The following is a 12954-nucleotide window of genomic DNA, read 5'->3' as shown; positions in this document are numbered from 1 at the left end:
TCAATGGCCATCGGGATGATCGCAAGGTCCCGGTCAGCCGGGCTCGACCGCAGCCGAGAGATCCTCTCACAGACGGCCGCACAGATCATCATGCTCCCCTGTTGGCCCCGTCCAGCGAGTTCCTCTGGACGGGGCGAGCGGCCGGCTCGCAAATGGACCAAGCTCCCGAGCCGAATCTAGTCCGGACGCCCGAAGAGATGTGCGATATCGTTCAGTGCATCCTTCGACAGTGTCGTGTGGCGCTGGTCCGCGACGGCCGCCTGTCCCAGAAAAGCCCAGTAGAGAAACAAGGCTCGATGGCCCGCGCGTGTGGTGTCCAGGCCAGCATCGACCAGCAATTGAGCGACGCGGGCGATCCTCCGGTCGTCCACGGCGGCAACGATGCGGGCAACATCCTTGTCGTGGGCAGCCCAAGATCGGACAGCACGGTCCAGCCTGGGCTGTCGGCCAAAGGCTTGGTGTAACAAGTCCTTCAACCGGTCCGGGTCGCTTGGCCTTGCGTCCAGTGCATCGATGATCTCATCCGTCGAGGTTCCCTGCCAGTGCTGCAGAAGCTCGGAGCGGAAATCCTCAATATCCTGGAAATGCCAGTAGAAGCTGCCGCGCGACACGTTGAGCTTGGCGGCCATGGGACCGACCTTCAACGCGCCCGGCCCGTCATTCGCCAGCGTCCGCAGGCCGTGCTTCAACCAGTCCAGCTTGGTCAGCTGCTCACCCATGGCTGCACCATACACATGTGTATTGACACGTCCAGCGGCTGGATTATGGTCATGACCATACAGAGGTGTATGGTCATGACCAGACACGACGCTGCTCTTATTTTCGCCGGGCTCCTCGGCAGCTTTGGTGCCGTCGTCCATGGCCTGCTGACCCAATCGCATCTCGTTGATCCGGTCCGGGAGCTCGCGGCCGCACGGATCAGCGTGCCGATCCAGAGGCTGGTGACGCTCCTGCTGCAGTTCAGCACCTTCAACTGGTTCATCGGGGGGCTCGCGCTGATCGCAGCGGCCTGCCTCTCAGGGCAGGAGGGAAGGCTGGCAGCGGGCCTGCTGGTGGGGAGCTCGTACCTGTTCGCCGCCCTCGGCAATCTGTGGGCGACCCGAGGCCGGCACCCGGGCTGGATAGTCTATGGAGCAGCATTCAGCTTGATCCTCTACGGCCTCGCCGAACCTCATGCGTGAGCCCCATCCGAGCTTCACACCCGACCAGGCCGTGTGATTGTCTCAAACAGGCACAGGGGGCCAACATGTTGACTCTGATCGCCGGGCAAGTGGAGCGACTGGCCGAGTCCTCGTCCTGCACTGCTGCAGTATGGGCGGGATCGTTGAGCGGCATAGAGACCGGGAGCGGCTGCCGCGTAGGAGGGAGCGATGAGATTTGCACGATGGGTCTTCCGACTTGCCGGTCTCTACGGGATCGTTCTACTCACCCCCTTCTACTTTCTGGAGAAGCAGATTGGTGCGGCGACCGTCCCGATTGCCCATCCTGAATATTTCTACGGCTTCGTCGGCACGGCGCTGGCAGCTCAGATCCTCTTTCTCATCATCTCGACCGACCCGGTCCGCTTCAGACCGGCAATGATCGCGTGCGTGATCGAGAAGCTGGCATTCGGAATCCCGGTCTGGATTCTCTGGAGCATGTCTCGTGTTGGATCGGATGTCGTGTCACTTGGCACCGTCGATCTGATCTGGGCCGCGCTTTTCACGATCGTCTACTTCCGTCTTGGTGTGCAGGTGCGGATGACCGGAGGCGCGACGGGGGTCGTCAACTCAACCCTGTGAGTTTGCCCACCCCTCCTGGGAAGTCCGATCAGAGAGGGGCGGAACAGGAACTGCATGAGGCTGAACGTCAGCTGGCAGCTGTTTCCGGTGAACGGCTCGTATGTCGATGATCGGGGCGCCGGGAGCATCACCAGCATCGCCGCTGCAGTTCTCGTGTTCACTCGCTGACGAGAAGGAATGAAGTCATGCTTCTCCGATTGATCGCCTTGTCACTGACCGTCATTATTCTCCTTCCCAGCGGCGCCCACCTGCTTGAGCTGCCCGGCAAGATCGGCCTTGATCGCAACGCCTACTTTATCGTCCAGCAGATCTACGCCGGGTGGGCTCTGTTCAGCATTCCGATTGCTGCGGCATTGGTTGCCAACAGGGCTCTCGCCCTGACGGAGCGGCGCCGCGACCCGGGAGCCGCACGGGCGGCGATGTGCTCGGTCGGACTCATTCTAATGAGCCTTGTTGTCTTCTTCATCTGGGTGTTTCCCGCCAATCAAGCCACAGCCAACTGGACCCAGATTCCCGACAATTGGGAAACACTGCGGCGGCAGTGGGAGTATGGCCACCTGGCGAGCGCCATCATTGTCTTCGGCGCCCTGCTGGCAACTGCGCGGGCAACCATGCATCAAGCACAAGCTCGGTTGAACTTACCAGCTCGTCCGCAGCCATCAGCTTGGTTTGACTTTTGACATCGGCTCCATGGGATGTTGACGTGAAAACCGGTTTTCCAAAGGATGATAGCCCAAAGCCGTCCAGCCTCAGGTCTGACCCATCACAAATGAAGAGCGCCTCACGGGCGCTCTTCCTGTCAGGCTGCTTGCCCAACACTCAGGCAGCGCGATGGACCCGCTCGGCCGTCTTCTCGGCCTGCACCGTCACGGTGCGGGTGGCCTCCTCGGTCATCTGGAGCGTGAGCTCGGCAATGCGCCGGCTGTTCTCGACCGTCTGCTCCAGGTTGTCGCGCAACAGCGAGCTCTGCACCTCGACGACGTCCGTCACCGACCGGCAGCGGGCGAGGGACTGCAGGCCATCAAGGTTGCGCTGCAGCCGCTTCTGGCTGCGGTCAATCACCTCCCGTGACACATCCTGCAGACCACGGACCAGGACAGTCCCGGACTGGGCCACCGCGCGCAGGTTATGGGCCGCCTCTTCGCTCAGCCCCAGGGCCACCGCATCGGGCCGATCGGCTGTCGACAGGCCCTGGCCGGCCGAGCGACGGGTGAGCTCCGAGAACGCCCCAAAGCTGGTCTGGACAGCCTCCTGCATCGCTTGGACCAGGGTCTGGGCGCTCTCCACCCCGGACCGGAGTGTGTCGGCCACGTCCTCCGTCACCCGCTGCACGGCTTCGCCCTGCTCACGGGCACGTCGGGCCTCGAACCGTTTGGTGTCGTCAATGTTTGCCATTTCATCCTCCACTGTCTCGACAATGGCATTGGCTTCCTCGTCGCTCAGCACCTTGAGCACGGCAGGAAGCAGTTCCTTCCGGTCGTCGCGGATGTGCTGCTGGAACACCCTCCGCAGTTCCGTCACCTGGCTGATGAACTCAGCACTGTTCTTGGGCATGCGCTCCAACTCGTCTAGGAGCGCGGCCGTTTCCTGATTGTCGTTGATGGCATCCTGCAGGAGATCGTGCATCCCGTGCCGTCGCAGCACAGGGAACAAGTGCTCCTCCTGAAGGCTGGCGAGAAGTTCCAATTCGTCCTTCAGGTCTGCAAACAGGCGTTCGCGGGTTTTGACCGCGTTGTCAGATGTGGCGAGAAGCTTTTCGAAGAGCTCGTTCGCTTTGTCCGGGGGTGTCTGGCTGAATTGTCCATTCGGCATGGTTCCTCGCAAGAAATGAAATCAAAGTATGAACGAGACGGTCTCAAGCTCCGCAGCCTGAACCGCATCATGTGACACGCGTGTGTCGACCAAGGGCGAAACTGTTACGCACAACTGAAGACTGGATGGGCAATACTATGCGCCCGCCGGTGACTCGTCCGGCGTTGCCTTGACACTGAACTTCCAGGGCGCTTGTCCCTCAGGCCACTCTCTCGGAGCGGACCGTTCTTGGTCTTGATTAACCCATGTTAAATGGGTGATGGCGCCAGAGGTTCCAGCCGATGTCATCAGGAATTCCCACCTCAGGACAGATGCCGGTCGAGGGGCTATGATTTCAGACCCAGCAGGGGAGGCCGCTGTGCAAGCCCTCATCCTCCAAGCCACACGTCACAAGGCGCAGGCTCTCTTGACGGCCAATCTATTGATCATCGTTCCGGCCTCGGGCTTCGCCCAGCCAGCCACTGGCCCAGCGGAAAAGGGATGTTCCGCTGGCGAGGCGCAGTCGCTGGTAGGGCAGCCATATTCCCCGGAGCTTGCGGAAAGGGCCCGCCGGGCAGCCGGCGCCCGCGAGATCCGCAAAATCGAACCAGGGGGTGCTTACACAACGGACCTCGACTCGAACCGGTTGAATGTCGAGGTGGACCGTGCCGGCATCGTGATGGGTCTCCGCTGTGGGAGAACCTCTCCTCTACCCTTGCCCGCGGTGAGGCTGGTTGGGATCAGAACAAGGTGTGCCGCGAGACGGCAAGAAGGAGACGGTGCAAGTCCATCGCAATGCTGGAATAGGGGTTCACATTGGCCCCGCGTCATGCGCGGGCGGTCTTGACGCCCGCTCCCGAAGCGGGTGGAGCCCGCACCTGACCTGGAACCTGGTGCCATCACGGTAGCTCCTCGTCCAGCGGAGTTTTCCTCAATTGAGATATCGCGGCCCGGGAGATGCCCCGTGATCTGGGTCCCAGGGTCATTGCCCCAGCCGAATGGAACGAGGTCCAAGATCAGTTCGAATGCCGTGCGAGAGGATGGGCGGAGCCGGAATTTGCTCCGGCATTGCCCCACCGGTTCTACAGAGCAAGAACGGGAGCCTGAACACATTCAAAGGGCGTGCTGCCCCCTTCGGGTCAGAAATGACCGGGCAAGACCAGTTGCGACCGAATGGGAGCAAATGCTGTTCTCGCCTCTTTATTGCCACGGTTCCCTCGCCCAACTAGCGTCCTTCGCGTGACGGATCTGTCAGCGGAGGGTGGAACATGACGTTCTACCAGCGGGAACGACGAGGGACTAGAGACGAATGGCTTCTGGAACAGTCAAATGGTTTAACGAAACCAAGGGTTACGGCTTCATTCAGCCTGACAACGGCGGCAAGGATGTTTTCGTGCACATCAGCGCGGTGGAGCGTGCCGGCTTGCGCAGCCTGAAGGACGGGCAGAAAATCTCATATGAGGTTGAATCCGATCGACGCACCGGCAAGGAATCTGCGACCAATCTACAGGTTTAAGACCGCACGTAAGTTGCAGATTTCTCCGCCTTCACAACGAGCCGCTCCGAACTTGGGGCGGCTTTTTGGTTGGGTCTGATCTGATGGGGCATCGTCGGGTTGACTGGAAGGTGATCGCAGCGAGCTATAGGAGGGAGAGGATCAGGGCCGTCATCCTCGCTTGGCCCGCCATCGCTTCCGGCTGAAGTGATCAGCCAAGCTGTCCGAGGGTCCTTCATGTTTCCGCTCAGACGGCGCTAGCCTAGCCGGTTGATCTGACTGTGCCGTTTGAACATCATGCACCTCGGGAATTGGCCGGAGACGTCGCCGAACTGAGTTCCCGAAGGGGTTTGCGAAGTACCGTCAACAGGGCCAACCTTCTTGCCTCGCTGACGCAACCGAGCTTGTTGGGATCAGGCCCTATCTCATCGGGCTGTTCATAAGTCGCAAGGTGGCCTTCCGTGGCGGCCGAGTAGTCGAGGCAGAGCCGATGGTGATTATCAAGGGACCTCTGCGCCTGTTAACGTTCCTGAGCCACCCGCCCAATTCCGGCTGGGCTGCGAGGATAACTCGAAGCCCTCGAATCCACGCATCATGCATCAGCGACCGGCATCCAGAAGTATTGGATGCGCCCATTCTCAGCGTTTGTAGCTATGCGCATGCAGAGTGACCATATGTCTCCTGCAAATGGTCACTCAGAACGCATAAGAAGACAATATTGCGAATTATTTATTGCTCCTCTTTAGCCGATTTGCTCTCGGCTAAGTCAGACCGTGCATTCCCATGAATAAGCCATCTTACCCGATTCAAATCTACTCCCCTCGATCTCAGGCGGATATTGTTCCGCATTACGGGCGGCAGACCGGGCATGCCCGGTCTCGGGTATTAGGTCGTGCCTCAGCCCGCTATGTCAGGGCGATCCTGCGCTTGCCTCTCTACGGCGTGCGGATCGTCATGCATCACATTGCTGGCCCTCGCGCTTGGCAACGGATGCGGCTTTTGCCCGTGCCGATCGGGACAGGTCCGATGTATATTCCCCGTGGACCTGAACGGGTTGAGGCGATCGTCTCCGACTTCCATGCCCTTGCTCCGGATCAACAGGCGAAGGTCGCCAAGAACCTTGCCCAGTTGTGGGACAATTTCTTGGGCGTCTTCGGTGGATTGAGCGGGTTCTGGGCATCGCCAGTGGAGGAGCAGAAAGCGTGCATGAACAAACTTGAAGCGGCCGTCCTGCGCTTGGAGCCTCACAAGCGCTCCGAGACGGGCTTCCAGTATGTCACGATTGAGCTCATGCGGCTCTACCTTGCCTTCTTGTTCGTCGGTCGCACCGACACATTGGCGGTTGAGCTTGGAGCCCTTGTGGTTCCGCTGATCGACCGGGGACGGTGGATGGTTGCAACGTCACAAGAAATCGCCCTCTGACCCCAACAACATTTCCGTAATCTGGTTGAGTTGGCACTGTCACGAATTCTCAGGGACCACTCGCAGGATGATAGCTGGAACGGGAGGACTCGTAAGCCGGAGCTAAGCCAACGGCACGGGCGGCAGCAGTTTGAGAAGCTGTGATGGGCCTTGCCATTATCAGCGACAAAGGCGAACGCGACGGGTGTAGGTGTTCCCCGAGGAGCTGATCACTCGGCGCGGAGCGACGTAGCAACGTGGAGCCGCACGGGCCGCGGAACCGGCTATGATGGCACCCAAGGCCATTCCACCGATCAACCCGGCTGCGAGAGCCGCACCGGTGTTCGAGCGCCGTTCGCGGTAGTAATAACCCGGATCATAGCCGTAGCCGCCGTAGTACGCCGGGGCATAGCCATAGCCCCCATAGAAGCGGGAATGATAGCCGTATCCGCCATAGGAGCCGGGATGATACCCGCCATAACGCCACCCACCGTAAGCAGGCCCACCATAGGTGCCGAGAGGACCATACCAGCCGATGCCGTATGGACCCGCTACCATGCCGTTGCGCCATGTCCCGGTTCTCATGCCCGCCTCCGCAACGGTCGGCGGGAGGCTCAAGCTTGTGCAGGTCAGAACCGTAAGGACAACCTTAGTCACCTTGGAGGTCATGACACCCTCCCGGAGAACTCACGCTATCATCATACCACAGAAGCCCCTGTACGGGCTGAGTTTCGGGCGCAGCGAACAGGTAGGAGCTGACCCTCTCATCAACAGCCGAGCCGTTCGAGCCTTGCCGGAAGTGCATGCTCTCCTTCGGCTCCGTTCGTGCAGCTGCGAGTGTCGGCCGCAGGTCAGATGAGTTCGCGCGCCGCAAGCTCGTTCTTCAGATATGCATAATAGATCGGGGCGGCCACCAGACCGGCAATCCCGAACACAGCCTCCATGACCAGCATGGCGACGAGAAGCTCCCACGCGCGGGCGCTGATGTGAGTTCCCATCACATGGGCATTCACGAAATACTCCAGCTTGTGAATGGCGATCAGGAACAGGAGCGAGCTCACGGCCAGGAAGGGAGACACGCTGAGGCTGACCACCACGATTGCAGTGTTGGAGATCAGGTTGCCGATCACCGGCAGAAGCCCGGCGATGAAGGTCACCGCAATCAGGGTCTTGGTCAGCGGAAGCTGCACCCCCAGCATCGGAACGAGGCCCAACAGATACAAGCCCGTCAGAGCAGTGTTCAGAGCGGAAATCCGCACCTGCGCGAACACGACGCTGCGGAAAGCCTCGCCGAGCAGGCGCGCCCGCTCTCGGAGCGCTTGTGCCAGCGGACCGTGCTCGGTCTCGCCCGCCTCGTGGCTGACGGCGATCATGGCTCCAATGACCATGCCGACAATGATGTGGACCAGCGCCCACCAGACATCCTCGCCCACCAGCCGGAGCTGGCCCGCATTCTCGCGCAGCCAGGCCGAGGCGGCACCCTTCAGCTCCTGGGGGTCGGCCGGAACATAGCTACCGAGCCAGTCGGGCAGCAGGGGACGGGCGCTCTCGATGACCTCGGCCATGCGCCGCAGCAGAATGGCCAAACTGTCCGGCCCACCGGACAGCAAGGACAGCAGCCCGAGAATCGCCGCGCCGATGACAACAACCACGATGGTGGCGAGCAGCGACACAACCAGGATCTTGCCGGCCCGGCGGGTCACGAGGGTGCTGGGGCGTGGAGCCAGCGCATGCACCAGTTCATGGACCAGCAAGCCAGCCAAAAGGGCGGTGAGCAGGCCCACCTTGAGCGCACCGAGCAGGGCAACGCCCGCGAGGACCTGCGTCGCTGTCGTGAGCCCCTGAGATTGGCTCACAGCTCGGCGGGATGGAGGCGGCTCCTTAGACGAAAGATCGCGCCCGGAAGCATCGAGCATCGCACACCTTCGATCGGGTCGAAGGCCTCAATTGTGCCCACCCTTTGATGAGCTGTCGATGGAATTCGCGGCCGGCGCGGTCCGGGCCGGGCGGCTGGATCCCTCAGGCAGCCCGGATGCTCCGTTCATCGTCGCAGAAGGATCATGCCTGTCGATCGTGACGGGGGCCTCGGAGGGCGACATGGTGCGGTGCGGGTCGGAGGGATATCTTTGTGGAGCAGGGCTGGCCTCCGGGATCGGCTTATGGGTCCTTCGGCGGCGCCAGGCCTCGATCATAGTCTGGCGCAAGGGTGGCCTTGGTTTGGGCAGAGCTCGCCAGATGAAAAGCGTACAGGCCTTGCTGACGGCAAGGACGAGACCCATGCCATAGAGGAAGATCACCGGTGAGAAACGCTCGTCCATTCGTCACCGTTCTCTCGAGGTGCGAGCCAAGATACCACCCGATCCATCAAATCGACAGCACAGGGCCGGTGCGCCTATAGTGTGACTGGGGCGATGGAGGCAGGCAATGCTGCTGTCTCTTGCCGTGGCGCTGTTCCTTGCAGTCACTCTCGGCGTGGATGCCGCCCCGGCAAAGCCGACGACGAAGCCGAGAGCGGGCAAGACTGCCCAGATGGTCACGGTCTCCGGTGAATGCACTAGGCTGACCCATGCCGGGCACCCGGTCGAGGGCTGCAAGCCCATCTTAGTGAACATGAACTACAGCACGGGCGTGAGCGGGTACTGGTTCATGACCGGGAACAGCATCCTGTCCTTTGCAGGCGAGAGCGCCCGCCGGATTGAGCAAGGCTCCGGCAACGCGGTTCAGTCCATCGAGCGGGTGTTCCTGGCCAATCCGTCGAACATCGGCCAAGCGGACGATGCCGCGGCGGAGGCTGCGATCGGCTCCTGCCGCTTTGGCGATGTGACCCGGAAGGGCTCGATGGTGGAGTGTGTGGCCCATACCCGGGCCGGGGTTTACGAAGGATCCTTCGTGACTGACGGAACTCCGCCGCAGCTCGACACATTCCAGATCGGTCAATAGCGGCTCAGAGCGAACCCCATCGAAGGTGAGGACATCCTGAATGCCGGGCTCCCTTGCATGAGCCTTAGCGGTTGGCTTGGCGCATTCGGGAGGCAATTGCACGAACGACTCAACGCGCGATGGCTTCAGCAGTACCTTAACCCCTTGCGGCCGGTCCCAGAAGGTCCAAAGCGAGGAACAGCCCACAGCGTAGGAGCGTTGGAGCTTGCAATTGGACCTAGGAGAGCATCAGTGAACCGCATTATCTGGATTATCGGAGCCATCGTTGTCGTGCTTGCGATCCTCTCGTTCCTCGGGCTTCGATAACTCTCTCAGGGACACTGCTCTACATCCAATATCCGAGGCGGCTGAAGCTCAGAGGATCTATGGGAGCAGATACTCCTCAAACGGCAGTGCGTCATCCGTGAGAGACTGGATGATGAGTTGACCCTCCGGCAGAGGCGCTGTTCCTGCACTGTCGTTCGCAATCGCGCCGGTCGTCAGTTCCAGGGCGGGCGCAAGATCAGCAGCTATCCATGCAAAGGTCTCGTCCTCGTAAAGGTCAAGGAAGAGCTCAGGTGCAAGAGATCCCTCTTCATACTTCTCAGCAGGTGTGGCGCTGACCAGATCGGCGGGAGCGGCTGGCTCGGAGCGGAGTTCCACCCGATTACTGTTCGATGCATCGGCCACAGACACTGGCTGAGCGGCCTCGGAAGGCGTGAAAGACGCCGCACCCTGAAGCATCGCGAGATCCACCGCGATGAGAGCAGCCGTTTCGGTCTCATGAGCATCCACGAAGGGCTCAGGGCTGAGGAGGTCGACTTCGGCATGGACAGGAGCAGCAAAAGCTAACCCGGTGAGAAGGGCTACGGCACTGAGACGAACATTCATCTGATGGCTCCTGAGTGCGAGTGAGGGGCTTGAGTGTTGCCAATGGCTGACTAACGCCGGTTTAGCAGACGTGGCTAAGGAACCGTTACACGGGCCCGCCTCTGGCCCTCCCGGAGTCAGAACAAGAGCGGTGCCCATCTCGCTGATCGTGTCATTGAGCAGCTCTTGTTCCAGACCCAACCACATGGCTGCGGAGTACGAAACAGGGCAGGGGCGTTTACAGGCACTTGCGGTCGGGTTTCCTTGCCCGCGCTGGCCAGCGTCCACGGCACGGGCCGCCAGCCTTTCGCTTGCAGCGCCTGCTCCACACCGCCGAGAGCGCCGGCCCACTGCACCGTGAACGGCTCCTCGACCTCGCCGGTCAGGTCGATCCAGTAGGCGGAAAGCCGCTGTCAAGCGCCGCCGAGCCAGTCGGCCTCGGAGATCGTGAACACCTGCTCCCGAATGGCATAGCGCTCGACATCCGACGCATGCCGGCGAACGATGTTGAAGCCCATAATTGCCACTGAAGCACAGGCCACAACGGCGAGCGCTTTGGGATTGAGTGAGGGCGGATCGTGATACGTGCAGGCAACGCCCAGCGTCACGGTCTACACCGTCGGGAAGGCTCGGCCGCCGACCACGTCAGTTCCTTATAGACCGCCCCAGGAGAGGTGCGAGACCACGCTCCAGACGCAAAAAACCCTGCCCGTTGCGGGGCAGGGCTAAGTCTCTCCTCGCCTTCGGAGTGTCCGAAAACAGGACTAGTAGGGCATGCGGTCCCCACCCTGTCAAATCCACGAAGTGTTAACGGCTTGGTAAGCATAATCACCGTCACGGCCTCATCAAGCAGGGCCTAAACCGGAGCGGTGTTGCATCTTTGTCATAGCCTTTCTTTCCCGCCTCTCCATAATCTGCCTCAAGATCTTCTCGCCCTAAGGATTCTCCTCATGAAAACCCGTCTTCTCGGCTTGCTCGCCGCCACCACCCTCGCGACGGCTGGCATTTCCGCAGCTTCCGCTGCTGACCTCCCGCTCCGCGCTGCTCCGCCGGCTCCCTACATCGCGGCCGTTCCGGTGTTCACCTGGACCGGCTTCTACGTCGGTGCCCAGATCGGCTATGGCTGGAATGCCAACGACAACGACATCGTTCTGCCGACCGGCTTCGTGGTGCAGAGCGGCGATTTCGCGGACAGCGGCGACGGCTTCCTGGCCGGTGTCCATGCTGGTTACAACTACCAGATCGGCTCGTTCGTCATCGGCGTTGAAGGCGATGTCGAAGGCGTGTTCGGCGACGACGACGATGACCTGGTCATCACCCGCGATGGCGTCGTGTTCACGAACTACGGCTTTGCTGGCAACGCTCTCGACTGGCAGGGCTCGATCCGCGCTCGCGCCGGTTTCGCGTTTGACCGCGCTTTGATCTACGCCACCGGTGGCTTCGCGTTCGCTGGTGTCTCGGATGGTTTCGGCATCCTTGGCAACGACGACACGCTGACCGGCTGGACGCTGGGTGCTGGTGTCGAATATGCCTTCACCAACAACCTGACCGCCCGTCTGGAATACCGGTACACCAACTTTGATGGTGGTGATAACTTCTTCGACAATGTCGCGCTCGGCAGCAACGACATTGAATTCCACACGGTCCGTGCTGGCATCAGCTACAAGTTCAGCACCTACTAAAACCTGTCTTCTACAGAGACAGACAAGGCCCGGGCAAACACCCGGGCCTTTTGCGTTTCAGGTGGAGGAAAGAGGAAACGGTGCGGTCAGGCCCTCGAGAGGATCGCAGCAGCCAAGCGCCGGCGCGGGTATCGAAACGTGTGGGCGCCGCAGGCTCATGTGAGATGTAATGGAGCAGCGAGGGGCTCACGAACGGGTTAATGCTCCCAGTGAGGTTGCCTCAAAGAAAGAGCGCCCGCTCATGCGGCCGGGTGCTCAAGGAGCCGGCTCCTCTTGGGAAAAGCCAGTCTCCTCCTGCGAGAATATTTCGACGCCGTCTGTCCATTGAGCCAAATATTTACTCCACCAGGTCAGGATGCGCGGACCGGTCGTGCCCCGCATCAGACGGCCGGTCTATTGCCTCCAAGCATGGAAGTCGCCCTGGCTGAGTGTCCTGAACCGTCCTCGGCTGGGGCTTCTTACCGCCGTGCCCGCTGCCTACGTCTTAGATCCCAGCCGATCCGCCTTCCGGGCATCGTAGATGCTTGTGGCCGCGATAGTGAGCCCTGCCATCAGGCCGCACAGCAGCAGAAAGACCATAAAGCGGTTCTCGGCCCTTGTGCCCCAGATCCATGCAAGGTCAGCCAAATGTTGCATACGCCACTCGAACCAAGATGAGGGCAACGACGATAAACGGTTATCAGCCACTGGACAGGTAGACATCCGGGTCAGTAGTCTTTCGCCAGCCTGCTCATTGGGTAGGCCCATGTACTACCTTGAGGATCAAGAGCTAGCCGCTCTTGGTCCTACTTTTTGGCCCATGCCACTTGAGCCCGCTGCCCTTTTGAATATGCCGCTACTTAAGCTGCTCACGACAGGCGGTACTCATTTGATATTGAAGGTCTACGTCCGGCCAATGTCCGATACGTATGTAGGGATTATCGGTCATTGACGATATTTCGCAAACGCCACGATCTACGGGTCCATGACGTGATGAGTCTCGAGTAACACGATCAATCACAGGTAAGCTCGCCTT

The 12954-nt window shown here is 60.6% G+C and carries 14 protein-coding genes; 8 read left to right on the top strand and 6 right to left on the bottom strand.

The features are described from left to right. Positions 1 to 176: 176 nt before the first annotated feature. On the bottom strand, positions 177 to 719 hold the full coding sequence (locus NF876_RS02610; protein WP_210807512.1) for a TetR/AcrR family transcriptional regulator: 543 nt from the start codon (positions 717 to 719) through the stop codon (positions 177 to 179). 75 nt (positions 720 to 794) lie between these two features. Between NF876_RS02610 and NF876_RS02605 the strand changes: the two genes are divergently transcribed. From NF876_RS02605 to NF876_RS02595, 3 genes are all read left to right on the top strand, one after another. Continuing rightward, positions 795 to 1181 carry a hypothetical protein gene (locus NF876_RS02605; RefSeq protein ID WP_210807510.1) on the top strand — a complete coding sequence of 129 codons (387 nt, stop codon included), beginning with the start codon at positions 795 to 797 and terminating at the stop codon, positions 1179 to 1181. A gap of 189 nt (positions 1182 to 1370) precedes the next feature. Continuing rightward, the gene (locus tag NF876_RS02600) at positions 1371 to 1781 is read left to right on the top strand and encodes a hypothetical protein (protein WP_210807508.1); all 411 of its coding nucleotides are present in this window, start codon (positions 1371 to 1373) and stop codon (positions 1779 to 1781) included. A 185-nt stretch (positions 1782 to 1966) separates the two neighbouring features. Then, entirely contained in the window at positions 1967 to 2461 is a 495-nt protein-coding gene (locus tag NF876_RS02595; protein WP_210807506.1) for a DUF1772 domain-containing protein, read from the top strand. Positions 2462 to 2600: 139 nt separating this feature from the next. Here NF876_RS02595 and NF876_RS02590 read toward each other — a convergent pair whose 3' ends face one another. Further along, the gene (locus tag NF876_RS02590; protein ID WP_210807504.1) at positions 2601 to 3593 is read right to left on the bottom strand and encodes a phasin family protein; all 993 of its coding nucleotides are present in this window, start codon (positions 3591 to 3593) and stop codon (positions 2601 to 2603) included. A 259-nt stretch (positions 3594 to 3852) separates the two neighbouring features. Between NF876_RS02590 and NF876_RS43365 the strand changes: the two genes are divergently transcribed. The 3 genes from NF876_RS43365 (at position 3853) to NF876_RS02580 (ending at position 6489) form a co-directional block, all read left to right on the top strand. Then, entirely contained in the window at positions 3853 to 4419 is a 567-nt protein-coding gene (locus NF876_RS43365; protein ID WP_371823156.1) for an I78 family peptidase inhibitor, read from the top strand. A 462-nt stretch (positions 4420 to 4881) separates the two neighbouring features. Next, complete coding sequence (locus NF876_RS02585) at positions 4882 to 5088, top strand: cold-shock protein (protein ID WP_210807500.1); 207 nt, start codon at positions 4882 to 4884, stop codon at positions 5086 to 5088. Positions 5089 to 6093: 1005 nt separating this feature from the next. Continuing rightward, on the top strand, positions 6094 to 6489 hold the full coding sequence (locus NF876_RS02580; protein WP_210807498.1) for a hypothetical protein: 396 nt from the start codon (positions 6094 to 6096) through the stop codon (positions 6487 to 6489). A gap of 159 nt (positions 6490 to 6648) precedes the next feature. Here NF876_RS02580 and NF876_RS02575 read toward each other — a convergent pair whose 3' ends face one another. Then, positions 6649 to 7137 (bottom strand): hypothetical protein, encoded by a 489-nt coding sequence (locus tag NF876_RS02575; RefSeq protein WP_247654332.1) that lies wholly within the window; start codon positions 7135 to 7137, stop codon positions 6649 to 6651. 182 nt (positions 7138 to 7319) lie between these two features. Next, complete coding sequence (locus NF876_RS02570; RefSeq protein ID WP_210807496.1) at positions 7320 to 8384, bottom strand: AI-2E family transporter; 1065 nt, start codon at positions 8382 to 8384, stop codon at positions 7320 to 7322. A 508-nt stretch (positions 8385 to 8892) separates the two neighbouring features. On the opposite strand from NF876_RS02570, the gene NF876_RS02565 reads away from it, so the two are divergent. Further along, positions 8893 to 9408, top strand: coding sequence for a hypothetical protein (locus NF876_RS02565; RefSeq protein WP_210807494.1), 516 nt, complete (start codon positions 8893 to 8895; stop codon positions 9406 to 9408). A gap of 363 nt (positions 9409 to 9771) precedes the next feature. On the opposite strand, the gene NF876_RS02560 is transcribed toward NF876_RS02565, so the two are convergent. Together NF876_RS02560 and NF876_RS02555 are read right to left on the bottom strand one after the other, a co-directional pair. Next, on the bottom strand, positions 9772 to 10278 hold the full coding sequence (locus NF876_RS02560) for a hypothetical protein (protein WP_210807492.1): 507 nt from the start codon (positions 10276 to 10278) through the stop codon (positions 9772 to 9774). Positions 10279 to 10670: 392 nt separating this feature from the next. Next, positions 10671 to 10865, bottom strand: coding sequence for a hypothetical protein (locus tag NF876_RS02555; protein ID WP_210807490.1), 195 nt, complete (start codon positions 10863 to 10865; stop codon positions 10671 to 10673). A 363-nt stretch (positions 10866 to 11228) separates the two neighbouring features. Between NF876_RS02555 and NF876_RS02550 the strand changes: the two genes are divergently transcribed. After that, positions 11229 to 11939 (top strand): outer membrane protein, encoded by a 711-nt coding sequence (locus NF876_RS02550; RefSeq protein ID WP_262267370.1) that lies wholly within the window; start codon positions 11229 to 11231, stop codon positions 11937 to 11939. The last annotated feature ends 1015 nt before the right edge of the window (positions 11940 to 12954 follow it).

Source organism: Microvirga yunnanensis (assembly GCF_025460875.1).
Note: the sequence above shows the minus strand (reverse complement) of the source record. Positions and strands in the feature narration are given on the sequence as shown.

What these genes read in the sequence shown, in the direction of transcription:
- NF876_RS02595 (WP_210807506.1), top strand. Translation starts at nt 1,967, where the DNA reads ATGCTTCTCCGATTGATCGCCTTGTCACTGACCGTCATTATTCTCCTT.
- NF876_RS02580 (WP_210807498.1), top strand. Translation starts at nt 6,094, where the DNA reads ATGTATATTCCCCGTGGACCTGAACGGGTTGAGGCGATCGTCTCCGAC.
- NF876_RS02605 (WP_210807510.1), top strand. Translation starts at nt 795, where the DNA reads ATGACCAGACACGACGCTGCTCTTATTTTCGCCGGGCTCCTCGGCAGC.
- NF876_RS43365 (WP_371823156.1), top strand. Translation starts at nt 3,853, where the DNA reads ATGGCGCCAGAGGTTCCAGCCGATGTCATCAGGAATTCCCACCTCAGG.
- NF876_RS02565 (WP_210807494.1), top strand. Translation starts at nt 8,893, where the DNA reads ATGCTGCTGTCTCTTGCCGTGGCGCTGTTCCTTGCAGTCACTCTCGGC.
- NF876_RS02610 (WP_210807512.1), bottom strand. Translation starts at nt 719, where the DNA reads ATGGGTGAGCAGCTGACCAAGCTGGACTGGTTGAAGCACGGCCTGCGG.
- NF876_RS02600 (WP_210807508.1), top strand. Translation starts at nt 1,371, where the DNA reads ATGAGATTTGCACGATGGGTCTTCCGACTTGCCGGTCTCTACGGGATC.
- NF876_RS02560 (WP_210807492.1), bottom strand. Translation starts at nt 10,278, where the DNA reads ATGAATGTTCGTCTCAGTGCCGTAGCCCTTCTCACCGGGTTAGCTTTT.
- NF876_RS02590 (WP_210807504.1), bottom strand. Translation starts at nt 3,593, where the DNA reads ATGCCGAATGGACAATTCAGCCAGACACCCCCGGACAAAGCGAACGAG.
- NF876_RS02585 (WP_210807500.1), top strand. Translation starts at nt 4,882, where the DNA reads ATGGCTTCTGGAACAGTCAAATGGTTTAACGAAACCAAGGGTTACGGC.
- NF876_RS02570 (WP_210807496.1), bottom strand. Translation starts at nt 8,384, where the DNA reads ATGCTCGATGCTTCCGGGCGCGATCTTTCGTCTAAGGAGCCGCCTCCA.
- NF876_RS02575 (WP_247654332.1), bottom strand. Translation starts at nt 7,137, where the DNA reads ATGACCTCCAAGGTGACTAAGGTTGTCCTTACGGTTCTGACCTGCACA.